Consider the following 24,137-nt stretch of genomic DNA (forward strand, 5'->3'; position numbering starts at 1 on the left):
GTATAGTGGGTTTGCACGCCGCTGTCACCCTTGGTTGTAGGGAAGCCGAAATTAACGGGAGACTTCCACCTTCGCCAGTTTTTCGTAGTAGCACGCAATGGCACTGTGGTCAGCGGTGCCCAGGCCATCGGCACGTAGCGCCTGCATCATCTCCATGACGGCGGCGGTCAGCGGCAGTTGGGCCCCTACGCCGTGTGAAGTGTCCAGCGCGTTAGCCAGATCTTTAATGTGCAGGTCGATACGGAAACCGGGTTTGAAGTTACGATCCATCACCATCGGCGCTTTAGCGTCCAGCACCGTGCTACCCGCCAGCCCACCGCGGATCGCCTGGTAAACCAGATCCGGGTTGACGCCCGCTTTGGTGGCCAGAGTGAGCGCCTCCGACATGGCGGCAATATTGAGCGCCACAATCACCTGGTTTGCCAGCTTGGTTACGTTACCCGCGCCAATCTCCCCGGTGTGCACCACGGAACCGGCCATCGCTTTCATCAGATCGTAGTATTTGTCGAAAATCGCCTTATCGCCGCCGACCATGACCGACAACGTGCCGTCGATGGCTTTCGGTTCACCGCCGCTCACCGGGGCATCGAGCATCTCGACGCCTTTCGCTTTCAACGCCTCGCTGATTTCCCGACTGGCCAGCGGTGCGATGGAGCTCATGTCGATCAACACCAGGCCCGGCTTCGCGCCGTCGATAATGCCGTTCTCACCCAGCGCGACCTCTTTTACATGGGGAGAGTTTGGCAGCATGGTGATAATGACATCGCACTGCTCTGCAATGGCTTTGGCTGTGGTGGCGGTTTCTGCGCCAGCCGCCATCACTTCGGCCACGGCCTGCGAATTATGGTCTGAAACCACCAGGGAGTATCCTGCTTTGATGAGGTTTTTACTCATTGGTTTGCCCATAATGCCGAGGCCAATAAAACCCACTTTCAGCGTCATAATCTGTTTTCCTCAAGATGGTTATTTTTTAAAAGCGTCCGCTAATTTCTGCGTCGCAGAACGGAATACGCCGAGGTCGCTGCCGACGGCAACGAAGGTCGCGCCCCACTCCAGATAGCGGCGTGCGTCTGCTTCAACCGGCGCCAGAATGCCACACGGTTTGCCGTGCGCTTTGGCGCGGGCAAAGATGTGCTGAATGGCGCGCTGCACATCCGGGTGACCCGCATTGCCCAGGTGCCCAAACGCGGCCGCCAGATCGCTTGGGCCGACGAAAATGCCGTCCACGCCCTCGGTGGCGGCGATGGCATCCACGTTATCGACACCCTGCTGACTCTCAATCTGTACCAGAATGGTGATGTTGCTGTTGGACTGCGCAAAGTAGTCCGGTACGGTGCCAAACATGTTGGCGCGATGCGAAACGGAGACGCCGCGGATCCCTTCCGGCGGATAGCGTGTTGACGCCACGGCCTGTGCCGCCTCCTCCTGCGTTTCAACAAACGGGATCAGGAAGTTGTAGAAGCCGATATCCAGCAGGCGCTTGATGATCACCGGCTCGTTCGTGGGGACGCGGACCACCGGCGCGCTCTGGCTGCCTTTGAGCGCCATCAGCTGCGGAATAAAGGTGCTGATATCGTTCGGTGCATGCTCGCCATCAAGCACCAGCCAGTCGAACCCCGCCAGACCCAGCACTTCGGTGCTGATTGGGTTTGCCAGTGCGGACCAGCATCCAATTTGAATCTGGTGCGCCGCAAGCGCCGCTTTAAATTTATTTGGGAAGATAGCGTTATTCATCGTATTTACCTTTTTAATTCCGCAGCCCTGGTCAGTATATTTATTACCAGCGTTATATTTATTCTCTATTTCGGCGTGATAAAATCGTCATTCAGTATAATCGCCACTTCCCGGTAGCACATTGTTTTAATGCTCAAGTGTTACGCTCTGTTTCAATAATATTTTGAGCATATGCACAAACCACTGGGCGCTGATGCACAGAATCAGCCATTACTGGTTCGGGAGCGATCGCGATCACATTCTCACGCTCTGTCTCCTGACATGCTCTATTTTCGCAAGCTGCGTTTTTATTTTTGCCATAAGAAAATTGGCTGTATTAATTATCAGATTCTTTGCTGGAGAATATTGAACAATGGCCGACATTGAAATTCGACAAGCGTTGCCGACGGCGTTCTATATAAAAGTTCACGACACGGATAATGTGGCAATTATTGTGAACGACAATGGCTTAAAAGCCGGAACCCGCTTCCCGGATGGCCTGGAGCTGATTGAACATATTCCGCAGGGGCATAAAGTGGCGCTGGTGGATATCCCGGCCCAGGGTGAAATCGTGCGTTATGGTGAAGTCATTGGCTATGCCGTCCGTGCCATTCCGCAAGGCAGCTGGATTGATGAGTCTCTGGTTGAGCTGCCAGAAGCCCCACCGTTGAACACCCTGCCGCTGGCAACCCGCGTCCCGGAGCCGCTGCCACCGCTGGAAGGGTACACCTTTGAAGGCTATCGCAACGCAGACGGCAGCGTTGGAACCAAGAATCTGCTCGGCATTACCACCAGCGTTCACTGTGTGGCAGGCGTGGTGGATTACGTGGTGAAACTCATTGAGCGCGATCTGCTGCCAAAGTACCCGAACGTTGATGGCGTGGTGGGGCTGAATCACCTTTACGGCTGCGGCGTGGCGATCAATGCCCCTGCGGCCGTGGTGCCAATCCGAACTATCCACAATATCGCCCTGAACCCGAACTTTGGTGGCGAAGTGATGGTGATAGGCCTGGGTTGTGAAAAACTACAGCCTGAGCGTCTGCTGCAGGGCACCGAGGATGTAAAAGCCATCCCGGCCTACGAGGCCAGCATTGTACGTCTGCAGGACGAACGCCACGTTGGTTTCCGTTCGATGGTTGACGATATCCTTCAGGTTGCAGAGCGTCATCTGGCTAAACTCAATACGCGTCAACGTGAGACCTGCCCGGCTTCCGAGCTGGTGATTGGTACACAATGTGGCGGCAGCGATGCGTTTTCCGGCGTGACCGCCAACCCGGCGGTGGGTTATGCCTCCGACCTGTTTGTTCGCTGCGGGGCCACGGTGATGTTCTCTGAAGTGACAGAAGTGCGAGATGCCATTCATCTGCTCACGCCGCGCGCCATCAACGAAGAGGTGGGCAAACGCCTGCTCGAAGAGATGGCCTGGTACGATAACTACCTCAATATGGGAAAAACCGACCGCAGCGCCAACCCCTCTCCGGGGAACAAAAAAGGGGGCCTGGCGAACGTGGTGGAAAAAGCGCTCGGCTCTATCGCCAAATCCGGTCAAAGTGCCATTGTAGAAGTCCTCTCGCCGGGCCAGCGTCCAACGAAACGCGGCCTGATCTACGCGGCAACCCCGGCCAGTGACTTTGTTTGCGGCACCCAGCAGGTGGCTTCCGGTATTACGGTGCAGGTTTTTACCACCGGACGCGGTACGCCGTACGGCCTGATGGCGGTGCCTGTGATTAAAATGGCGACCCGCACTGAGCTGGCTAACCGCTGGTTTGACCTAATGGACATTAACGCAGGCACCATCGCCACCGGGGAAGAGAGCATAGAAGAGGTAGGCTGGAAGCTGTTCCACTTTATTCTGGATGTGGCGAGCGGCAGGAAGAAAACCTTCTCGGACCAGTGGGGGCTGCACAATCAGCTGGCGGTGTTTAACCCGGCGCCGGTGACGTGATAGCCCCTCACCCTAACCCTCTCCCCACAGGGGAGAGGGGACTGCTCGGTGCGGTTTTTACCCTCTCCCCTGTGGGGAGAGGGCAGGGTGAGGGGAGAAACTACCCTTTCACCAACACCACATCGATCCCGCTTTTACGCAACCCATCCAGGCTCTCCGCCGGAATGCCTTCGTCGACAATAATCATATCAATCCGTTGTGTATCAATGATTTTATGCAGGCTCGAGCGGTTAAATTTGCTGGAGTCGGTCACGACAATAATACGCTCTGCCACTTCGCACATCCGGCGGTTGAGGCGCGCCTCGTCTTCGTTGTGCGTGCTCACACCGCGATCAAGATCGATGGCATCAACGCCCAGGAACAAAAGATCGAAGTGATAATTCTGTAATGACTGCTCCGCCTGGTCGCCATAGAAGGATTGCGACTGACGGCGCAGATGCCCGCCTGTCATCAGCAGTTCCACTCCTTCCGCTTCCAGCAAAGCGTTCGCGACGTTCATGCCATTGGTCATGGCAATCACATCCGTGTGCTGGCGCAGCATTCGGGCAATTTCAAACGTTGTGGTACCCGAATCCAGAATGATGCGATGCCCTGGCTTTACCAGTTCTGCGGCAACCTTCGCGATGCTGCGCTTCACGGCAGTATTCAGCGAGCTTTTATCTTCAACGGAGGGTTCAACGCCCGGCACATTGCCTTCGCAAATCAACGCGCCGCCATAGGCGCGAACGGCGATACCTTGCTTCTCCAGAAAAGCCAGATCGTTGCGGATCGTGACCGTCGACACGCCGTATAAATGGGAAAGATCGTTAACCTGTACGCTTCCCTGCGCCCGCAACCGCTGAATGATCTGCTCTCGCCTTTCACTGGTGCCGGTGATGCGCTTTTCCGCGGAGGAATCAGTGCTGCTCATACGCGATCCTTTATAAATAAACTTTCGTTTCATTTCGTTTTGCCTATTAAGGCCTTTCTTTTAGGGGAATGCAAGCCCCATCTACCGTTCTTACCCTCCCCTTCCCGACGCTGAAACCTTTCATTGCGTTTCTTTTGTGAAACAGATCGGAAAACTATTATCTTTCGTTTTATTTTTATACCACCATAATGCAGTATCAAATGAAACAAAACGAAAGATGAATACCATCACCATCCGAAATGGAGAGGAAAGTGAAACATCTGACTGATATGGTGGAACAACATAAACGGGGGAATACAAACGGGATTTATGCCGTCTGTTCCGCACATCCATTAGTACTTGAAGCTGCAATTCGTTACGCCCATTCGCAACAAACGCCGCTGCTGATTGAAGCCACCTCAAACCAGGTCGATCAGTTTGGCGGTTACACCGGCATGACGCCCGCCGACTTTTACGGGTTCGTCCGCAAACTGGCGGACTCTCTTGGCTTCCCCGCGTCACAGTTGATCCTCGGCGGCGACCACTTAGGGCCAAACCGCTGGCAACACCTGCCCGCGCAGCAAGCGATGGCCAATGCTGACGATCTTATCAAAAGCTATGTCGCAGCCGGGTTCAAAAAGATCCACCTCGACTGCAGTATGTCCTGCGAGGATGATCCGGTTCCTTTGACCGACGCGATCGTCGCCGAACGCGCGGCACGTCTGGCGAAAGTCGCCGAACAGACCTGCCGTGAACAGTCTGGTGAATCCGATCTGGTCTATGTCATTGGCACTGAAGTCCCTGTGCCGGGTGGCGCACACGAAACGCTTACCGAGCTTGAAGTCACCACGCCGGACGCGGCTCGCGCGACGCTTGAGGCGCATCGTCATGCGTTCGAAAAGGAAGGGTTAGGTGACATCTGGCCACGCATTATTGGCCTGGTGGTTCAGCCTGGCGTGGAGTTCGACCATGCGCACGTCTGTGACTACCAGCCGCAAAAAGCCCATGCCCTGAGCACCATGGTTGAAGCCTACGATACGCTGGTTTTTGAAGCGCACTCTACCGACTACCAGACGCCACAGGCGCTTCGCCAGCTGGTAAAGGATCACTTCGCCATTTTAAAAGTCGGCCCGGCCCTTACCTTCGCTCTGCGTGAGGCACTCTTTGCGCTGGCTGCCATAGAAGAAGAGCTGCTGCCAGCGAAAGCCAGCTCGGGCCTGCGTCACGTGCTGGAAAACGTGATGCTCGATCGGCCGGAATACTGGCAAAGCCACTACCATGGCGACAGCAACGCACGCCGCCTGGCGCGTGGCTACAGCTACTCTGACCGCGTACGCTACTACTGGCCGGACAGCCAGATTGACGATGCCTTTGAACGTTTGGTGCGTAACCTGGCGGACGAACCGCTACCGTTGCCGCTGATTAGCCAGTATTTGCCGTTGCAGTACAGCAAAGTTCGCGAGGGGGCTCTCAAGTCAACGCCGCGAGAACTCATCATCAACCACATTCAGGACATACTTCAGCAGTACCACGCCGCCTGCGAAGGCGTAACGACTCAGCATGCATAATTAAAAAGAGGAAAAAGCTATGCCAAACATTGTCTTATGCCGAATTGATGAACGTCTGATCCACGGTCAGGTGGGCGTGCAATGGGTGGGGTTCGCGGGGGCGAACCTGGTACTGGTCGCGAATGACGAGGTGGCAGAGGATCCGGTTCAACAGAACCTGATGGAAATGGTGCTCGCGGAGGGGATCGCCGTGCGTTTCTGGTCATTGCAAAAAGTGATCGACAACATTCATCGCGCCGCTGATCGCCAGAAAATTCTGCTGGTCTGTAAATCTCCCGCTGATTTTCTGAAGCTGGTTGAGGGGGGCGTGCCCATCACCCGTATCAACGTAGGAAACATGCACTACGCCAGTGGCAAACAACAAATTGCCAAAACGGTATCTGTAGACGCGGACGACATAGCCGCCTTCAACGGCCTGAAAGCGGCCGGGGTGGAATGCTTCGTTCAGGGCGTTCCAACAGAGACTGCTTTGGATCTCTTTAAACTGCTTTGAGGGATTCACAATGGAAATCAGTCTGTTGCAGGCTTTCGCGCTGGGGCTTCTCGCCTTTATCGCGGGTCTGGATATGTTTAATGGCTTAACACACATGCACCGTCCGGTCGTACTCGGGCCGCTGGTTGGCCTGATCCTTGGCGATCTGCACACCGGGATTTTAACCGGCGGGACGTTAGAGCTGGTCTGGATGGGTCTGGCACCGCTCGCGGGCGCACAGCCGCCAAACGTCATTATCGGCACCATCGTCGGGACCACGTTTGCCATCACCACAGGCGTGAAACCGGATGTCGCCGTCGGGGTCGCCGTGCCGTTTGCCGTCGCGGTACAGATGGGAATTACTTTCCTCTTCTCGGTAATGTCCGGCGTGATGTCCCGCTGCGATCGCATGGCGGCTAATGCAGATACCAACGGCATTGAACGGGTTAACTATCTGGCTCTGCTGGCACTTGGCCTCTTCTATTTCTTGTGCGCATTTCTGCCCATTTACTTTGGTGCGGAGCACGCGAAAACCGCCATTGATGTGCTGCCGGAGCGCCTGATTGATGGCCTTGGCGTCGCGGGCGGCATCATGCCTGCCATTGGCTTTGCCGTGCTGCTCAAAATCATGATGAAAAACGTCTACATCCCCTACTTCATTATCGGTTTTGTCGCTGCGGCCTGGCTCAAGCTTCCGGTTCTGGCGATTGCCGCTGCCGCGCTGGCCATGGCTTTGATAGACCTGATGCGTAAATCACCTGAACCGGTGGCACCTGCAGCCCAGAAAGAGGAATTCGAAGATGGCATCTAATCACACAACATTACCGGGCGTGTCTGAAAGCGAAGAGACGCTGCTGACCGGCGTCAATGAAAACGTCTACGAAGACCAGAGCATCGGTGCCGAACTGACCAAAAAGGACATCAACCGCGTCGCCTGGCGTTCTATGCTGCTGCAGGCCTCATTCAACTATGAACGTATGCAGGCCTCCGGCTGGCTTTATGGGTTACTGCCTGCGTTGAAAAAGATCCATACCAACAAGCGCGATCTGGCACGCGCCATGAAAGGTCACATGGGGTTCTTTAATACCCACCCGTTCCTGGTGACCTTTGTTATTGGCATTATTCTGGCGATGGAACGCTCCAAACAGGATGTAAACAGTATTCAGAGCACCAAAATTGCCGTCGGTGCCCCGCTTGGCGGCATTGGTGACGCCATGTTCTGGCTGACCCTGTTGCCTATCTGCGGCGGTATTGGTGCCAGCCTGGCGCTGCAAGGTTCGATTCTGGGTGCGGTGGTGTTTATCGTGCTGTTTAACGTGGTGCATCTCGGCCTGCGTTTTGGCCTGGCGCATTACGCTTACCGGATGGGCGTCGCAGCCATTCCGTTGATCAAAGCCAATACTAAAAAGGTCGGCCATGCGGCTTCCATCGTCGGGATGACGGTAATCGGTGCGCTGGTGGCAACCTATGTTCGTCTCAATACCACACTCGAAATCAAAGCCGGGGATGCGGTCGTTAAACTGCAGGCTGACGTTATCGATAAGCTAATGCCTGCGTTTCTGCCGCTGGTCTACACCCTGACCATGTTCTGGTTAGTGCGTCGTGGCTGGAGCCCGCTGCGGCTGATTGGTATCACCGTGGTGCTGGGTGTTGTCGGTAAATTCTGTCACTTCCTGTAAAAACAAAGAGGTTGCGATGTTAGGCATTATTTTGACGGGTCACGGTGGATTTGCCAGCGGGCTTGAGCAGGCTATGAAGCAAATCCTCGGCGAGCAGCCGCAGTTTATCGCCATCGATTTTCCGGAAACCTCCACCACCGCGCGGCTGACCGCGCAGCTTGAGCAGGCGGTGAGCGAGCTCGATGCCCGGCACGATATTGTGTTCCTTACCGATCTGCTGGGCGGGACGCCGTTTCGCGTTGCTTCTACGCTCGCTATGAAAAGACCGGGCAGCGAAGTGATCACCGGCACCAACCTGCAATTGCTGCTGGAGATGGTGCTCGAACGTGAGGGTCTGAGCAGCGAAGCGTTTCGTCGGCAGGCGCTGGAGTGTGGTCACCGCGGTCTGACGAGCCTGGTAGATGAGCTTGGCCGCTGTCGCGAGGAAGCGCCCGCTGAGGAAGGGATATGAGTCAGCTACTGCGCGCGCGGCGGGTACTGACCGAACAGGGCTGGCTGGATGACCACCAGCTTCGTATCGAGAACGGCGTTATCACGGCGATTGAACCTGTCCCGGCGGGGGTTAACGCCCGCGATGCCGGGCAGCTTTGTCCGGCGTACATCGATATTCACGTTCATGGTGGCATGGGCGTGGATGTGATGGATGACGCCCCCGATGCGCTGAACGTTTTGGCTCTTCATAAAGCACGTGAAGGCGTCGGGGCATTTTTGCCCACAACGGTCACCGCGCCGCTGGAGGCGATTCACGGCGCACTCACGCGGATCGCCCGACGCTGTCAGTCAGGCGGCCCTGGCGCGCAGATTCTGGGCAGCTATCTGGAGGGCCCGTACTTTACGCCGCAGAACAAAGGGGCGCATCCGCCTGCACTGTTTCGTGAACTGGATATCGCCGAGCTGGACGCGTTGATTGCGGTATCGCACAACACACTGAAGGTGGTGGCACTGGCACCGGAAAAGCCCGGCGCGCTACAGGCCATTCGCCACCTGAAGCAGCGGGGTATCCGTGTGATGCTGGGCCACAGTGGCGCCACGTACGAGCAAACCCTCGCCGCCTTTGACGCCGGTGCAGACGGACTGGTGCACTGCTTTAACGGTATGACGGGGCTGCATCACAGAGCGCCGGGTATGGTCGGTGCCGGGCTGACGGACAAACGGGCGTGGCTGGAGCTTATTGCCGACGGTCATCATGTTCATCCGGGCGCCATGCGTATATGCAGCTGCTGTGCGAAGGACCGCGTGGTGCTGATTACCGATGCCATGCAGGCGGCAGGTATGCCGGACGGGCGGTATATGCTCTGTGGCGAAGAGGTCACAATGCACCACGGCGTAGTGAAAACCGCCTCCGGCGGGCTGGCGGGAAGCACGCTGTCGCTGGATGCCGCCGTCAGGCATATGGTGGAACATGCGGGTGTGACAGCAGAAGAGGCTATTCATATGGCTTCGCTGCATCCTGCCCGCCTGCTGGGCATTGATCATCAGCTTGGCTCCTTAGCGCCAAGGAAACGCGCCAATATTATTGCGCTGGATGACGGTTTACACCTTCAGCAGATCTGGATTCAGGGCCAGGCTCTCCCCCTTTAGCCCTTTTATTGTGTCTCCTTTTGGCTTTACGGCGCCAAACCGTAAGGCCTTTCTTTTCCTTTCCTTAAGTTTACCCTTTCCTTTCGCGATCACACTTTTCGTTTTATTTCTTTTCTTTCATTGAACTTTCGATTTCTTTTCTATAGATTTTATTTAACTGCTTAAGTGAACAAGTGAAACGAAACGAAAGATAGCGACACATTTGCCAGCGTCTGATGTGGAATTCACACGACTAAGGACTGAGTTATGCCACAGATCACTCCCACCGCCACCACCGGCACCTGGACCGAAGAAGAGATTCGCCAGCAGCCTGCCAGCTGGATCCGCTCGCTCCACAACATCGATAATTTGCGCTCCTCAATTGACAGTTTCCTGACGCCACTGCTGCGTAAGCACGATCTGCGGATCGTACTGACCGGCGCGGGCACGTCCGCGTTTATAGGCGATATCATTGCGCCATGGCTTGCGGGCCACACCGGGAAAAACATCTGCGCCGTTCCGACAACCGATCTGGTCACAAACCCGATGGATTACTTCAGCCCTGCACATCCGCTGCTGCTGATCTCTTTTGCCCGTTCCGGTAACAGCCCTGAGAGCGTCGCCGCCGTTGAGCTGGCCAATCAGTTCGTGCCGGAGTGCTACCACCTGTCGATCACCTGTAACGAGGCGGGAAACCTGTATCAGAGCGCTATCGACAGTGATAACGCCTGTGCCCTGCTGATGCCTGCCGAAACGCACGATCGCGGTTTCGCGATGACCAGCAGTATCACCACCATGATGGCAAGCTGCCTGGCCGTATTCGCGCCAGAGACGATCAACAGCAACACCTTCCGCGACGTGGCCGATCGCTGTCAGGCGATCCTCACCTCACTTGGTGATTTCCGCCATGGCGTATTTGGTAACGAGCCCTGGAAACGGATCGTCTACCTGGGAAGCGGTGGCCTGCAGGGGGCGGCGCGCGAATCGGCGCTGAAGGTACTGGAACTGACCGCGGGCAAGCTGGCGGCATTCTACGATTCCCCAACGGGGTTCCGTCACGGGCCTAAGTCGCTGGTAGATAACGAAACGCTGGTGGTGGTGTTTATCTCCAGCCATCCGTATACGCGTCAGTACGATCTGGATCTTCTGGCCGAATTGCGTCGCGATCGCCAGGCCCTGCGCGTTGTCGCCATCGCCGCTGAAAACGATCCGGTGATTGAAGCGGGCCCGCACATCCTGCTGCCGCCTTCACGCCCGTTTATTGATATGGAACAGGCGTTCTGCTTCCTGATGTACGCCCAGGTATTTGCGCTGTCCCAGTCCCTCAGCGTGGGCAATACACCCGATACGCCATCCGCCAGCGGCACGGTCAACCGCGTGGTACAGGGCGTTGTTATTCACCCGTGGCAGGCTTAAGAGGATCGCATCATGAGCATTATCTCAACGAAATATCTTCTGCAGGACGCACAGGCAAAAGGCTACGCCGTACCGGCGTTTAACATCCACAACGCAGAGACGATCCAGGCGATCCTCGAAGTGTGTAGCGAGATGCGATCGCCAGTGATCCTCGCAGGCACGCCGGGCACGTTCAAACATATTGCCCTGGAAGAGATCTACGCCCTGTGCAGCGCATATTCATTAACTTACGACATGCCGCTGGCGCTGCATCTCGATCATCACGAATCCCTCGACGATATTCGTCGCAAGGTTAACGCTGGCGTGCGTAGCGCGATGATCGACGGCAGCCACTATCCGTTTGAACAAAACGTGAAGCTGGTGAAATCGGTAGTCGATTTCTGCCACCTCAACGACTGTAGCGTCGAGGCTGAGCTGGGCCGTCTGGGCGGCGTGGAAGATGACATGAGCGTCGACGCGGAGAGTGCATTTCTCACCGACCCGCAGGAAGCGAAACGCTTTGTCGAACTGACCGGCGTCGATAGCCTCGCCGTCGCCATCGGCACCGCACATGGCCTGTATACCAAACGCCCTAAAATTGACTTTCAGCGCCTGGCCGAGATCCGCGAAGTGGTCACCGTGCCGCTGGTGCTGCATGGCGCGAGCGATGTGCCGGATGAGGATGTACGTCGCACCATCGCGCTGGGTGTGTGCAAAGTCAACGTGGCGACCGAGCTGAAAATCGCCTTCTCTGACGCAGTGAAAGCCTGGTTTGCTGAAAACCCGCAGGGTAACGATCCGCGTTTTTATATGCGGGTCGGAATGGATGCCATGAAAGAGGTGGTCAGAAGCAAAATTACCGTGTGTGGCTCGGCAAACCGCTTGCTGCTTCCGGCAGAAGCCTGATGAAAAAGGATCTTACCCTGATGAAAAAAATCCTCACCCTATCCATGCTTGCCCTGTGTGTTTCCCATAGCGCGATAGCAGCGAATTACTCCCTTAATAACGACAACATTGCCCTGTCATTTGATGACGCGAACTCGACGGTCGTGGTGAAGGACACCAGGGCTAATCATCCGCTGAAGCCGCAGGAGCTGTTCTTTCTGACGCTGCCGGACGAGACTAAAATTCACACGGCGGATTTTAAGGTCAAACATGTCGAAAAACAGGACAGTGGAATTGTCGTCGACTTCACCCATCCTGACTTTAACGTGACGGTGAAGTTGAACCTGGTGAAGGGCAAATACGCCAGCATCGACTACACCATCGCCGCCGTCGGGCAGCCACGGGATGTGGCGAAAATCACCTTCTTCCCGACCAAAAAGCAGGCTCAGGCACCTTACGTAGATGGGGCAATTAACAGCTCGCCGATTATCGCAGACTCGTTCTTTATCCTGCCGGATAAACCCATCGTTAACACGTACGCCTATGAAGCGACGACTAACCTCAATGTGGAGCTGAAAACCCCCATTCAGCCGGCAACACCGGTCAGCTACACCACCTACTTCGGTACCTTCCCGGAGACCAGCCAACTGCGCCGTAGCGTAAACCAGTTTATCGATGCCGTGCGTCCGCGTCCGTATAAACCTTACTTACACTACAACAGCTGGATGGATATCGGCTTCTTTACACCTTACTCCGAGCAGGATGTGCTGGGGCGGATGGACGAATGGAACAAGGAGTTTATTGCCGGGCGGGGTGTCGCGCTGGATGCTTTCCTGCTTGACGATGGCTGGGATGACCTTACCGGGCGATGGCTGTTCGGCCCGGCTTTCAGCAAAGGTTTTGGCAAGGTACGGGAGAAAGCAGACAGCCTGCACAGCTCTGTTGGCCTGTGGCTCTCGCCATGGGGCGGATATAACAAACCGCGCGATACGCGCGTCTCGCATGCAAAAGAGTACGGTTTCGAAACGGTAGACGGGAAGCTGGCGCTGTCAGGCCCGAATTATTTTAAAAATTTTAATGAGCAGATCGTTAAGCTTATCAAAAACGAGCACATTACCTCGTTCAAGCTCGACGGGATGGGTAATGCCAATTCGCATATTAAGGGCAGCCCGTTCGCCTCGGATTTTGACGCCTCTATTGCACTGCTGCATAACATGCGCAGCGCCAATCCGAATCTGTTTATTAACCTGACGACCGGTACCAATGCCAGCCCATCCTGGCTGTTCTACGCCGATTCCATCTGGCGTCAGGGAGACGACATCAACCTGTACGGCCCCGGCACACCGGTGCAGCAGTGGATGACCTATCGCGATGCGGAGACGTATCGCTCTATTGTGCGTAAAGGTCCGCTATTCCCGCTGAACTCCCTGATGTATCACGGGATCGTCAGCGCGGAGAATGCGTATTACGGTCTGGAGAAGGTGCAAACGGACAGCGATTTTGCTGACCAGGTCTGGAGCTACTTCGCCACCGGCACCCAGTTGCAGGAGCTGTATATCACCCCTTCAATGCTCAACAAGGCGAAGTGGGATACCCTGGCGCAGGCTGCCAAATGGTCCCGGGATAACGCCAGTGTGCTGGTGGATACCCACTGGATTGGCGGAGACCCAACGGCGCTTGAGATCTACGGCTGGGCGTCGTGGAATAAAGACAAAGCCATTTTTGGATTACGAAACCCGTCGGATAAGCCGCAAAGCTATTATCTGGATTTGACGAAAGATTTCGAAATCCCGACCGGAGATGCGACGCCGTTTAGCCTGAAAGCGGTCTATGGCAGTAACGCCACGATACCGGCAGAGTATAAAAACGCGGTGGTGATTACCCTCAAACCGCTGGAAACGCTGGTATTTGAGGCGATGCCTGTTCACTAATCGTAGGCCGGGTAAGGCGCAGCCGTCACCCGGCAAAATAAGCACGCAGGGGCTTACTCCCCCTGCTGCTCCAGCGCATATTTATAGAGCGCATTCTTCTTCACGCCGTGGATTTCTGCCGCCAGTGCTGCTGCTTTCTTAAGCGGCAATTCAGCCTGTAGCAGTGCCAGAGTACGCAGCGCATCGGCAGGCAGTGCGTCCTCCTCCGCTTTATGCCCTTCGACAATCAGCACCATCTCACCCTTGCGACGGTTTTCGTCCTCTTTTACCCACGCCAGCAGTTCGCCGACCGGCGCGCCGTGAATGGTTTCCCAGGTTTTGGTCAGCTCGCGCGCCAGCACCACGTAGCGGCTCTCTCCCCAGACGGTCACCATATCTTCCAGGCTTTCCAGCAGGCGATGCGTGGATTCGTAGAAAATCAGCGTACGCGGTTCAGCTTCCAACTCTTTTAACACGTCACGGCGGCCTTTGGATTTGGCGGGCAGGAAACCTTCATAGCAGAAACGATCGGACGGCAGGCCCGCTGCGCTCAACGCAGCAATCGCAGCACACGGTCCCGGCAGTGGGACCACCCGGATCCCGGCTTCACGGCAGGTACGCACCAGATGGTAGCCCGGGTCGTTAATCAGCGGCGTACCGGCGTCAGAGACGAGCGCAATGTTCTGCCCCTCTTTGAGCTTCGCCACCAGCGTTTCTGCTTTTTGCTGCTCATTATGATCGTGCAGGGCGAAGAGACGAGCGTTAATCGCAAAGTGTTGCAGCAATAAACCGGTATGCCGGGTATCTTCAGCGGCAATTAAATCAACAGCTTGCAATACGGTCAGCGCACGTTGGGTAATATCAGACAAATTCCCGATAGGAGTAGGTACAATATAAAGCTGGCCTTGAGAATTCTCTGCCGTTTCGTGTTGTTTCATTGTTTCGTCCGTATTGCCGATTTAATATTGAGCATTGCGTAAAAAAAATCACTGGATACAGTATGGTACCGTTAACGTTTCTTCGAAAAAAAGCCACGCGCAGCGTGCCGCTTCTGCTGGCAGCCCTGATCTTTGCAGGCTGTGGCACCCAGGCACCTGACCAGAGCACGGCCCATCTGCAGGGATCCGCTCAGGCTGATTCTGGCTTTTATCTGCAACAAATGTCGCAAAGCTCAAATGATACCAGGATCAACTGGCAATTACTCGCCATTCGTGCACTGCTGAAAGAGGGCAAAACCCAGCAGGCCGCCGAACTGTTCAACCAGCTTCCGCACGAGCTTAACGATGCCCAGCGTCTTGAGCAGAGCCTGCTCTCTGCCGAGCTGAAAGTCGCGCTGAAAGATTATGCCGCCGCGAAAAAGATCCTTGGCGACATCGACGTAAGCGCACTGGATAAAAATCAGCAGGCCCGTTTCTGGCAGGCGGGTATCACCGCTGAGCAGGGACGTCCTTCCCTGACGCTGCTACGGGCGCTGATCGCCCAGGAGCCGCTGCTCGGCGGTGCGGACAAGCAGAAAAATATCGATTCCACCTGGCAGGCGCTCGCCTCAATGACCCAGGAACAGGCGCAGGCGCTGGTCATCAATGCTGATGAAAACGTGTTGCAGGGGTGGCTGGATCTGCAACAGATGTGGTTTAACAACCGCAGCGATCCAAACATGCTGAAAGCCGGTATTACCGACTGGCAAACGCGCTACCCACAAAACCCGGGCGCGAAAATGCTGCCGACACAGCTGGTGAACGTGCAGAACTTTAAGCCTGCCTCCACCAGCAAAATCGCCCTGCTTCTGCCGTTGAACGGCCAGGCGGCGGTATTTGGCCGCACCATTCAACAAGGTTTTGAAGCGGCGAAGAACGGTACCACGCCAGTGACCGGCAGTGCTGTTCCGGCGCAGGCAGCTCAGGCGGCAAACGTGAACGACGTTGTCAGCCCTTCCGCCGCGGAAACCAGCGACCTGACCACAGCACAAACGCCGCCGCAGGGGACGATGCAGAACCCGGTGACGGCACCGTCTACACCTGCGGCCGCAGCACCAGCGGCCGCAGCACCCGCGACTGCGACTCCGGTAGAGACACAATCCGCACCGGCGACGAAGCCTGCGACAGCGGAGCAACCTCAACCGCAGACCACTGAGCCCGCAGCACAACCTGCCGCTCAGCCTGCTGCCCAGCCACAGGCCGCAGCCACCACCAGCGCTAACCCGGGCGCTGAGCTGAAAATCTACGACACCAGTTCTCAACCGCTCGATCAGGTTCTGGCGCAGGTGCAACAGGACGGTGCCAGCATCGTTGTGGGTCCGCTGCTGAAAAACAACGTCGAAGAGCTGATGAAGAGCAACACTGCGCTGAACGTGCTGGCGCTCAACCAGCCTGAACAGGTTCAGAACCGCGCCAATATCTGCTATTTCGCCCTCTCTCCGGAAGATGAAGCCCGCGATGCGGCGCGTCATATTCACGAGCAAGGGAAACAGTCTCCGCTGCTGCTGATCCCTCGCAGTACGCTGGGCGATCGCGTCGCCAACGCCTTTGCCGAAGAGTGGCTGAAGCTGGGCGGCGGCATCGTGCTGCAGCAGAAATTCGGCTCCGTCTCTGAACTGCGCGCGGGCGTTAACGGCGGCGCGGGTATTGCGCTTAACGGCAGCCCGGTGAGTGCAAGCCTGCCACAGCAGCAGAGCGTGACGATTGGCGGTCTGACCATCCCTGCCCCACCTACCGACGCGCAGATTAGCGGTGGCGGTAAAGTGGATGCGGCCTATATTGTCGCTACGCCGCAAGAGATTGCCTTCATCAAGCCGATGATCGCCATGCGTAACGGCAGCCAGAGCGGCGCCACGCTCTACGCCAGCTCTCGCAGCGCACAAGGCACCGCAGGCCCGGATTTCCGCCTGGAGATGGACGGCCTGCAATACAGCGAAATTCCGATGCTGGCGGGCAGCAATCCGGCCCTGATGCAGCAGGCGCTGAGCGCAGTCCGTAACGACTACTCGCTGGCGCGTCTGTACGCGATGGGCGTCGATGCCTGGACGCTGGCGAACCACTTTACCCAAATGCGTCAGGTGCCGGGCTTTGAGCTAAACGGCAATACCGGCGATCTGACGGCCACTCAGGATTGCGTGATTAACAGGAAGTTATCATGGCTCAAATACCAGCAGGGACAAATCGTCCCGGCCAGTTAAGCCGTAAAGAGACCGGCGACGCCTGGGAATTAAAAGCGCGTCGCTGGCTTGAGGGCAAGGGACTGCGCTTTATCGCCGCTAACGTTCGCGGACGTGGCGGCGAAATCGATCTGATCATGAAAGAGGGTCAGGTCATTGTGTTTGTGGAAGTACGCTACCGACAGTCTTCCCGTTTTGGCGGTGCTGCCGCCAGCGTGACACCCGCCAAACAACATAAATTATTACAGACTGCCCACTTGTGGCTTGCCCGCCATAATGGGAGTTTTGATACTGTGGATTGCCGGTTCGATGTGTTAGCCTTCACCGGAAACGAGATCGAATGGCTGAAAAACGCTTTTGGCGAAGACGCATAATTAAGATTTAAAAGGGATAACGTGCTCGAAAGAATTAAAGTGTGCTTCACAGAAAGCATTCAGACTCAGATTGCCGCGGCAGAAGCCCTCCCTGACGCAATCTCTCGCGCCGCCATGACGCTGGTGCAGTCCCTGCTCAATGGCAACAAAATCCTCTGTTGTGGCAATGGCACGTCCGCTGCCAACGCACAGCATTTTGCTGCCAGTATGATCAATCGTTTTGAAACAGAACGCCCCAGTTTACCTGCCATTGCACTTAATACCGATAATGTGGTCTTAACAGCGATTGCTAACGATCGTCTGCATGACGAGATTTACGCTAAGCAGGTGCGTGCCCTGGGCCATGCGGGCGATGTGCTGCTGGCTATCTCCACGCGCGGCAATAGCCGTGACATTGTCAAAGCCGTCGAAGCCGCCGTTACCCGCGATATGACTATCGTTGCCTTAACCGGCTATGACGGGGGCGAGCTGGCGGGCCTGCTGGGGCCGCAGGATGTGGAAATCCGCATTCCGTCTCACCGTAGCGCACGCATTCAGGAGATGCATATGCTCACGGTGAACTGCTTATGTGATTTGATCGATAACACGCTTTTCCCTCACCAGGATGATTAAGGAGTTCTCATGAAGGCTTTATCGACCCTCGCAGTCCTTATGTCTGCATTACTGCTGCAGGGATGTATCGCTGCGGCTGTTGTGGGTACCGCTGCCGTCGGCACCAAAGCAGCGACCGATCCGCGCACCGTTGGCACCCAGGTAGATGACGGCACGCTGGAGCTGCGCGTCAACAGTGCGCTGTCGAAAGACGAGCAAATTAAGAAAGAAGCGCGCATCAACGTGACGGCTTACCAGGGCAAAGTGCTGCTGACAGGCCAGGCGCCAAATAGCGAACTCTCCAGCCGCGCGAAACAGATCGCGATGGGCGTAGAGGGCACTGCGGAAGTCTTCAACGAAGTGCGTCAGGGGCAGCCAATCAGCCTTGGTACCGCCTCCAATGACACGTGGATCACCACGAAAGTCCGTTCCCAGCTGCTGGGTTCAGACCAGGTGAAATCATCCAACGTGAAAGTGACGACCGAAAACGGCGAAGTGTTCCTGCTGGGCCTGGTTACCGATCGTGAAGGGAAAGCGGCGGCCGATATCGCCAGCCGGGTGAGCGGCGTGAAACACGTCACCACCGCATTTACTTACATTAAGTAATTCCCACCTGACTGTAAGCCCGGTGAGCACTCGCGCCACCGGGCTTTTTTCACAGAAGCGCAATACCCCCCACAATCACCCCACTCAACGCCACCAGCCCTGCGGTGAGCCACAGCGCTTTCGCCGGGAATGACTTACGCAGCATGATAAGCGACGGCAGGCTGATGGCAGGTAAGGTAATGAGCAATGCCAGTGCCGGTGCGGTGCCCATGCCAGCCAACATCATGGTCTGCACAATCGGAATTTCAGCCGCCGTTGGGATCACAAACAGACAACCGGCAACGGCCATCGCAATGACCCACATCAGGGTATTGTTGATGGCGCCGTCGGCATGCGGGAATAGCCAGACGCGTGCGGCCCCGAGCACCAACACCGCCAGGATATACACAGGAATGGTGCTCCAGAAAAGCTGCCACAGAGCATTCCCCCAGCGCGCAAAGAAGCTTCCCTGTGGCTCGCTGACATCAAGCTCAATGGCGGCCGGTTCAACGGCGTTATCTTTCACCCATTTCTGCACCAGCGTTGCCACCACCAGCACCGTCAGCAGACCGGCCACCAGGCGGATAAAGGCGAAATGCCAGCCCAGCACAAAGCCCATAAACACCAGCGTTGCCGGGTTTAACAGCGGGTTGCCCATCCAGAACGCCAGCGCACCGCCCATAGAGACTCGCTGACGGCGCATACCGGCGGCGACAGGCGCGGCACAGCACGAACACATCATGCCCGGCAGGGAGAAAATGGTCCCCAGCAGGGTGCCCTGAAAACGTGGCTGCCCCAGGATTTTCACCAGCCAGTGACGCGGGATAAGCACCTGGATCAACGAGCCCAGAATGACGCCTAATACGGCGGCTTTCCAGACGGCAAGGAAATAGACTATGGCATAATCCCACGCCGCGCGAAGCGGGCTGGAATCAGCGTGAGCGAGAATAGATTTACCGATGCTGTGCGTTTCGGCGGCAGTGAAGGCTTTACCGTAGTACGGCTGCCATTTCACATACCAGAGGCCGATAATGACCACGAGAAAGAAGAGCGCGGGCTTCCACCATTGGACAGGTGTTGCCGCCTGAGATGAAGACTGACCAGTCATAGCATTCCCCGGAGAGTGTTATTTAATTAGCCGGGGGAGTTTACGCCTCGCCCTGCGCGATTTCACGCAGTTTCGCCGAAGGGATGATATTCACTCCCTCCTGCGATGGTGACAGCCCCTCTTTTAACATCGCACGCGCCACATCGCGCGCCTCGATGGATTTCCAGTTACCGGGGAGAATGCGGAACAACGGGGCAAACATCGACTCGTTAAAACGACGCTCGTCGCGATGCCCCAGCAGCATGGAGGGACGGACTATTGTCAACCGCTCCCACTTCTGGGCAATCAGGGCCTCTTCCATCTCGCCCTTCACCTTGCTGTAAAAGAACGGCGAACGGGCGCTGGCGCCCAGCGAGCTGACCACCACAAAATGGGTGGCACCCAGCTTTTTCGCCGTTAGCGCCGTATCGACCACCAGCGTATAGTCAGCATGAACAAACGCCTCTTTACTGCCCGCCTCACGCCGCGTTGTCCCGAGGCAGCAAAAGGCGATATCGATGGGATCCTGCACCTGCGCCAGTGCGTCGGTCAGCTGTGGATCGTGAGGATTAAAGACGCCAGAAATGTCCGCCAGCGGTCGACGTGTCGGGGCCGCAATGTAGTTCACCCTGCGATCCTGGATCAGCAGCCGCAGCAGATGATCGCCCACCAGCCCGGTTGCCCCCGTAATCAGTACCTGACTCATTTCATCCCCTTTACAGAATAGTCCGTTTGCGAACTCAGCATGGTCAACCACACTTAGAAGTCTGTTACCGGTAAGTATTTACCACAAACGGGAAAAAAACAGTCTGAAGCGAAAACAACGGAGGAAGCATGGGTAAAAAAATCGCAGTCCTGATTACCGACGAGTTTGAAGATTCAGAATTCACCTCACCTGCTGAGGCGTTCCGCAAGGCGGGACATGAGGTCATCACCATTGAGAAAGAGGCGGGAAAAACGGTGAAAGGCCATAAGGGCGAGGCCAGCGTGACCATCGATGAGACCATCGATAACGTCAGCCCGTCTGATTTTGATGCCCTGCTGTTACCCGGCGGTCATTCACCGGACTCCCTGCGCGGCGACGAGCGCTTCGTAACGTTCACCCGCGATTTTGTCTCCACCGGAAAACCGGTCTTTGCTATCTGCCACGGTCCGCAACTGCTTATCAGCGCGGATGTGGTGCGCGGGCGTAAACTCACTGCCGTGAAACCGATCGTTGTCGATCTGAAAAACGCGGGGGCCGAGTTTTACGATCAGGAGGTGGTCAACGACAAAGACCAGCTGATCACCAGCCGAACCCCGGACGATCTGCCGGCGTTCAACCGCGAAGCGCTACGCCTGCTCGGCGCGTAGCCAGTGCAGCTTTTTGCCAAAGCCCAGCGTGTTGTCGGTAAATTTCAGCTCATCAAGGCGGATTTCCCACACCGGGGCTTTTAAGGCGGCGGCTACCGGAAAGCGGCACGTGTAGTGCTTACGGCGCGCGTCGCTCTCTTCACCATCCAGACGACGGATCTCCCCTTTAAACTGCACCCCACGGATCAGTGCCACCGTTTTAGGCTGACCGTTAACTGTCCCTGCCACCTTCGCCTGCTGACCGGTCATCTGCGCATGGCGCGTTTTATCTTCGCTCATCACATAAAACGCAACGCGCTCAGGGTCATAATAGTAAAACGCATTCGCGCACCACATTTCACCGTCGTCATACACGCACCAGGTGACAACATGCTGTTTCGCCAGCCAGCGGTTAATGGCAGCCAGAGTTTCCATTTTCGTTCTCTCTCATGCTATGGTGCGTTCACCTTAACATACTGAATCTGTTTACCGTGTGCTGGTTTCTCTATCTTGTCCGTACCGCCGATAACGCTCTCTACACCGGGATCACGACCGATGTGGCGCGGCGTTTTCTTCAGCATCAAACGGGAAAAGGGGCAAAAGCGCTGCGGGGGAAAGGAGAATTGACGCTCGCCTTTTCTGCCCCCGTGGGTGACAGATCGCTGGCGTTAAGAGTGGAATACCGCATTAAGCAGTTAACGAAGCGCCAGAAAGAGCGCCTCGTCACCGGAGACGGATCGTTTGAGGCGCTGTGTGAAAGCCTGATTAGAAGCGATTAAAATGGTCGTGATACTCCACGAGGCCATTTACGCCGTTGAGCGCGTCATCCGCCAGACGGTGCACCTGGAAGGCAGTTTCGGTGCCCGGCCAGCGACAGCGGAGATCGTACTGCGCCGCCGGCTCGAAGCCCAGGCGACCATAGAAAGCAGGATCGCCCAGCGTCACCACCGCGGCATAGCCAAACTCATTGAGTGAGTCCAGCCCTTCATACACCAGCTGACGTGCCAGCCCTTGTCCACGATAGTGTTCATCTACCGCCAGCGGCGCCATTCCTACCCACTGTAATTCTTCACCCTGAACGGTTACCGGGCTGAAGGCAACATAGCCCACCACCTGACCTTCGTCATCGGTGGCAACCAGCCCCAGCGTGATCAGGCCGTCTTCGCGGAGATCGTGGACCAGTTGGGCTTCTGCGTCGCTCGCAAAAGAGCGGCGTAACAACGCATCGATACCCGGTGCATCAATCCCAATTTCGACTCGAATCAGCATGGCTCACCTACTGAAGTGTGTTTACTGTCAGGCGGGGTTTTCAGCCCGGCCTCAACGAAATCTGCCATTTGCATTAACATCACGCGCAGCGCTTTTGGCATCTGCTCCAGCTCAATGGCATCCATTAAATTTTTGACGTACAGACCCAGTTCCGTATCGCCTTCAATGACCAGACGGCGCTGGAAAAAGAGGGTATCCGGATCCTGCTTACGCGCGGCGATCATCAGCAGATCGCAGGCGTCGGCGCTAAAGCTCACATCCGCGTCGGCGGACTGGCGCACAATCAGCTGGTCATTCTCGACGGAGGTAAACCAGCGCAGACCGATATCACGCACTTCAATGCTTAACCAGCGGCCTTCCAGGAACGCCAGTTCGCCTTCCTGCAGCGCCTGGCGGAACTGCCAGCTCAGGAGCTGCTCCAGCACCTGACGTTTAAGCGCGAACGGCGCCAGTTTTACCGGCACGCTCAGCATTGATGGACCAAATTGTACGAGACGTGAACGCAGTTTATCCAGCACGAGCTTTACTCCCTGATAGCGATAGTCCGGGTATTTTGCCATATCCGGAGGAGAACATAGCGGCGTAAATCAACAAACCGACGTCCGGTGTACCTCATTATTGGTGCCATCAATACGCCATTAGCTGCCTTAAATCAAAAATTGTCGCGTATGGGTTAATTAAAATCCCAGCTCGTTAACATTTTTGCTCTCGACGACATCAGGATAAATTATGGAGCTGCTCTGCCCTGCCGGAAACCTTCCGGCGCTTAAGGCGGCCATCGAAAATGGGGCCGATGCGGTCTATATCGGGCTGAAAGATGATACTAACGCCCGCCATTTTGCTGGCCTCAACTTTACGGAGAAAAAGCTTCAGGAAGCCGTTAACTTCGTACATCAGCACCGCCGCAAATTGCATATTGCCATCAATACCTTTGCCCATCCTGATGGCTATGCCCGCTGGCAGCGCGCGGTGGATATGGCAGCACAGCTGGGTGCCGATGCGCTGATTCTGGCCGACCTCGCCATGCTAGAGTATGCGGCAGAACGCTATCCTCATATTGAGCGCCATGTCTCTGTTCAGGCCTCTGCCACCAACGAAGAGGCGGTACGTTTTTATCATCAAAATTTTGACGTGGCCCGGGTGGTTTTACCGCGCGTGCTCTCTATTCATCAGGTTAAGCAACTCGCGCGCGTCACGCCAGTGCCGCTGGAAGTTTTTGCCTTTGGTAGCCTGTGCATCATGGCTGAAGGCCGCTGCTATCTCTCCTCGTATTTAACCGGTGAATCCCCTAATACCGTTGGTGCCTGCTCACCTGCCCGCTTTGTTCGCTGGCAGCAAACCCCGCAGGGGCTGGAATCTCGCCTGAATGAGGTACTGATTGACCGCTATCAGGACGGTGAAAACGCTGGCTACCCGACGCTGTGCAAAGGCCGCTATCTGGTTGACGGCGAGCGTTATCACGCGCTGGAAGAACCCACCAGCCTCAACACGCTGGAACTGCTGCCGGAACTGCTGGCCGCTAATATTGCCTCGGTGAAGATTGAAGGTCGCCAGCGCAGCCCGGCCTACGTCAGTCAGGTGGCGAAAGTCTGGCGTCAGGCCATTGACCGCTGCATGGCAGATCCGCAGAACTACGCCCCGCAATCGGCCTGGATGGAGACGCTCGGCGCAATGTCTGAAGGCACCCAAACCACGCTTGGCGCGTATCACCGTAAATGGCAGTGAGATA

At 56.2% G+C, this 24,137-nt stretch carries 26 protein-coding genes; 17 read left to right on the forward strand and 9 right to left on the reverse strand.

Going from position 1 to position 24,137, the window contains the following annotated elements:
- Positions 1–51: 51 nt before the first annotated feature.
- Positions 52–942 carry a 2-hydroxy-3-oxopropionate reductase gene (gene garR / locus VF709_RS12360; RefSeq protein ID WP_013098882.1) on the reverse strand — a complete coding sequence of 297 codons (891 nt, stop codon included), beginning with the start codon at positions 940–942 and terminating at the stop codon, positions 52–54.
- A gap of 21 nt (positions 943–963) precedes the next feature.
- Positions 964–1,734, reverse strand: a complete 771-nt coding sequence (gene garL, locus VF709_RS12365) for a 2-dehydro-3-deoxyglucarate aldolase (protein WP_013098883.1) — start codon at positions 1,732–1,734, stop codon at positions 964–966.
- Positions 1,735–2,086: 352 nt separating this feature from the next.
- Between garL and garD the strand changes: the two genes are divergently transcribed.
- Positions 2,087–3,658 carry a galactarate dehydratase gene (garD, locus tag VF709_RS12370; protein WP_187171001.1) on the forward strand — a complete coding sequence of 524 codons (1,572 nt, stop codon included), beginning with the start codon at positions 2,087–2,089 and terminating at the stop codon, positions 3,656–3,658.
- Positions 3,659–3,758: 100 nt separating this feature from the next.
- Here garD and VF709_RS12375 read toward each other — a convergent pair whose 3' ends face one another.
- On the reverse strand, positions 3,759–4,568 hold the full coding sequence (locus VF709_RS12375; RefSeq protein WP_013098886.1) for a DeoR family transcriptional regulator: 810 nt from the start codon (positions 4,566–4,568) through the stop codon (positions 3,759–3,761).
- Positions 4,569–4,807: 239 nt separating this feature from the next.
- Here VF709_RS12375 and kbaZ point away from each other — a divergent pair, with 239 nt between their 5' ends.
- The 9 genes from kbaZ to VF709_RS12420 all read left to right on the forward strand — a co-directional run bounded on the left by kbaZ (position 4,808) and on the right by VF709_RS12420 (position 14,037).
- Positions 4,808–6,115, forward strand: a complete 1,308-nt coding sequence (gene kbaZ / locus VF709_RS12380; protein ID WP_149896664.1) for a tagatose-bisphosphate aldolase subunit KbaZ — start codon at positions 4,808–4,810, stop codon at positions 6,113–6,115.
- A 19-nt stretch (positions 6,116–6,134) separates the two neighbouring features.
- Complete coding sequence (agaV, locus tag VF709_RS12385) at positions 6,135–6,608, forward strand: PTS N-acetylgalactosamine transporter subunit IIB (RefSeq protein WP_013098888.1); 474 nt, start codon at positions 6,135–6,137, stop codon at positions 6,606–6,608.
- Positions 6,609–6,618: 10 nt separating this feature from the next.
- Complete coding sequence (agaW, locus tag VF709_RS12390) at positions 6,619–7,398, forward strand: PTS N-acetylgalactosamine transporter subunit IIC (protein ID WP_013098889.1); 780 nt, start codon at positions 6,619–6,621, stop codon at positions 7,396–7,398.
- A complete protein-coding gene (gene agaE, locus VF709_RS12395) occupies positions 7,388–8,266 on the forward strand; it encodes a PTS N-acetylgalactosamine transporter subunit IID (protein WP_013098890.1) in 879 nt (292 codons plus the stop codon). Before agaW ends, agaE begins: the two co-directional genes overlap by 11 nt.
- Positions 8,267–8,282: 16 nt before the next feature.
- Positions 8,283–8,717: a PTS galactosamine/N-acetylgalactosamine transporter subunit IIA gene (agaF, locus tag VF709_RS12400; RefSeq protein WP_013098891.1), complete on the forward strand. Its 435-nt coding sequence runs from the start codon at positions 8,283–8,285 to the stop codon at positions 8,715–8,717.
- Positions 8,714–9,847, forward strand: a complete 1,134-nt coding sequence (gene nagA, locus VF709_RS12405) for an N-acetylglucosamine-6-phosphate deacetylase (RefSeq protein WP_013098892.1) — start codon at positions 8,714–8,716, stop codon at positions 9,845–9,847. Before agaF ends, nagA begins: the two co-directional genes overlap by 4 nt.
- 246 nt (positions 9,848–10,093) lie before the next feature.
- A complete protein-coding gene (locus tag VF709_RS12410) occupies positions 10,094–11,242 on the forward strand; it encodes an SIS domain-containing protein (protein WP_013098893.1) in 1,149 nt (382 codons plus the stop codon).
- A 12-nt stretch (positions 11,243–11,254) separates the two neighbouring features.
- Positions 11,255–12,127, forward strand: a complete 873-nt coding sequence (gene kbaY, locus VF709_RS12415; protein ID WP_013098894.1) for a tagatose-bisphosphate aldolase subunit KbaY — start codon at positions 11,255–11,257, stop codon at positions 12,125–12,127.
- Between the two features lie 20 nt (positions 12,128–12,147).
- The gene (locus VF709_RS12420) at positions 12,148–14,037 is read left to right on the forward strand and encodes an enterotoxin (protein WP_044159238.1); all 1,890 of its coding nucleotides are present in this window, start codon (positions 12,148–12,150) and stop codon (positions 14,035–14,037) included.
- A 53-nt stretch (positions 14,038–14,090) separates the two neighbouring features.
- On the opposite strand, the gene rsmI is transcribed toward VF709_RS12420, so the two are convergent.
- Positions 14,091–14,954, reverse strand: coding sequence for a 16S rRNA (cytidine(1402)-2'-O)-methyltransferase (gene rsmI / locus VF709_RS12425; RefSeq protein WP_013098896.1), 864 nt, complete (start codon positions 14,952–14,954; stop codon positions 14,091–14,093).
- 62 nt (positions 14,955–15,016) lie between these two features.
- Between rsmI and VF709_RS12430 the strand changes: the two genes are divergently transcribed.
- The 4 genes from VF709_RS12430 to dolP are packed head-to-tail and all read left to right on the forward strand — an operon-like array spanning position 15,017 to position 18,741.
- Positions 15,017–17,191 (forward strand): penicillin-binding protein activator, encoded by a 2,175-nt coding sequence (locus tag VF709_RS12430; RefSeq protein WP_187171000.1) that lies wholly within the window; start codon positions 15,017–15,019, stop codon positions 17,189–17,191.
- The gene (locus tag VF709_RS12435) at positions 17,149–17,544 is read left to right on the forward strand and encodes a YraN family protein (protein ID WP_013098898.1); all 396 of its coding nucleotides are present in this window, start codon (positions 17,149–17,151) and stop codon (positions 17,542–17,544) included. The genes VF709_RS12430 and VF709_RS12435 overlap by 43 nt, the downstream gene beginning before the upstream one ends.
- Positions 17,545–17,565: 21 nt before the next feature.
- The gene (gene diaA, locus VF709_RS12440) at positions 17,566–18,156 is read left to right on the forward strand and encodes a DnaA initiator-associating protein DiaA (RefSeq protein ID WP_003861754.1); all 591 of its coding nucleotides are present in this window, start codon (positions 17,566–17,568) and stop codon (positions 18,154–18,156) included.
- 9 nt (positions 18,157–18,165) lie between these two features.
- Positions 18,166–18,741, forward strand: coding sequence for a division/outer membrane stress-associated lipid-binding lipoprotein (dolP, locus tag VF709_RS12445; RefSeq protein WP_013098899.1), 576 nt, complete (start codon positions 18,166–18,168; stop codon positions 18,739–18,741).
- A 49-nt stretch (positions 18,742–18,790) separates the two neighbouring features.
- Here the strand turns inward: dolP and VF709_RS12450 are convergent, their stop codons facing one another.
- A complete protein-coding gene (locus VF709_RS12450; RefSeq protein WP_149896666.1) occupies positions 18,791–19,828 on the reverse strand; it encodes a permease in 1,038 nt (345 codons plus the stop codon).
- Positions 19,829–19,868: 40 nt separating this feature from the next.
- Positions 19,869–20,513, reverse strand: a complete 645-nt coding sequence (locus VF709_RS12455; RefSeq protein ID WP_013098901.1) for an NAD(P)H-binding protein — start codon at positions 20,511–20,513, stop codon at positions 19,869–19,871.
- A gap of 128 nt (positions 20,514–20,641) precedes the next feature.
- On the opposite strand from VF709_RS12455, the gene VF709_RS12460 reads away from it, so the two are divergent.
- A complete protein-coding gene (locus VF709_RS12460) occupies positions 20,642–21,160 on the forward strand; it encodes a type 1 glutamine amidotransferase domain-containing protein (RefSeq protein WP_013098902.1) in 519 nt (172 codons plus the stop codon).
- Here VF709_RS12460 and VF709_RS12465 read toward each other — a convergent pair.
- Positions 21,140–21,574: a YhbP family protein gene (locus VF709_RS12465; protein ID WP_440231672.1), complete on the reverse strand. Its 435-nt coding sequence runs from the start codon at positions 21,572–21,574 to the stop codon at positions 21,140–21,142. The genes VF709_RS12460 and VF709_RS12465 overlap by 21 nt on opposite strands.
- A gap of 14 nt (positions 21,575–21,588) precedes the next feature.
- On the opposite strand from VF709_RS12465, the gene VF709_RS12470 reads away from it, so the two are divergent.
- Positions 21,589–21,918 (forward strand): GIY-YIG nuclease family protein, encoded by a 330-nt coding sequence (locus VF709_RS12470; RefSeq protein ID WP_020687335.1) that lies wholly within the window; start codon positions 21,589–21,591, stop codon positions 21,916–21,918.
- On the opposite strand, the gene VF709_RS12475 is transcribed toward VF709_RS12470, so the two are convergent.
- Positions 21,905–22,408, reverse strand: a complete 504-nt coding sequence (locus VF709_RS12475) for a GNAT family N-acetyltransferase (RefSeq protein WP_020687336.1) — start codon at positions 22,406–22,408, stop codon at positions 21,905–21,907. The genes VF709_RS12470 and VF709_RS12475 overlap by 14 nt on opposite strands.
- Positions 22,402–22,926, reverse strand: a complete 525-nt coding sequence (gene ubiT / locus VF709_RS12480) for a ubiquinone anaerobic biosynthesis accessory factor UbiT (protein ID WP_038420959.1) — start codon at positions 22,924–22,926, stop codon at positions 22,402–22,404. The genes VF709_RS12475 and ubiT overlap by 7 nt, the downstream gene beginning before the upstream one ends.
- A gap of 211 nt (positions 22,927–23,137) precedes the next feature.
- On the opposite strand from ubiT, the gene ubiU reads away from it, so the two are divergent.
- Positions 23,138–24,133, forward strand: a complete 996-nt coding sequence (gene ubiU / locus VF709_RS12485; protein WP_062857462.1) for a ubiquinone anaerobic biosynthesis protein UbiU — start codon at positions 23,138–23,140, stop codon at positions 24,131–24,133.
- Positions 24,134–24,137 lie beyond the last annotated feature (4 nt).

This window comes from Enterobacter sp. Lyrl_3 (assembly GCF_051948675.1).
GTDB lineage: Bacteria > Pseudomonadota > Gammaproteobacteria > Enterobacterales > Enterobacteriaceae > Enterobacter > Enterobacter cloacae.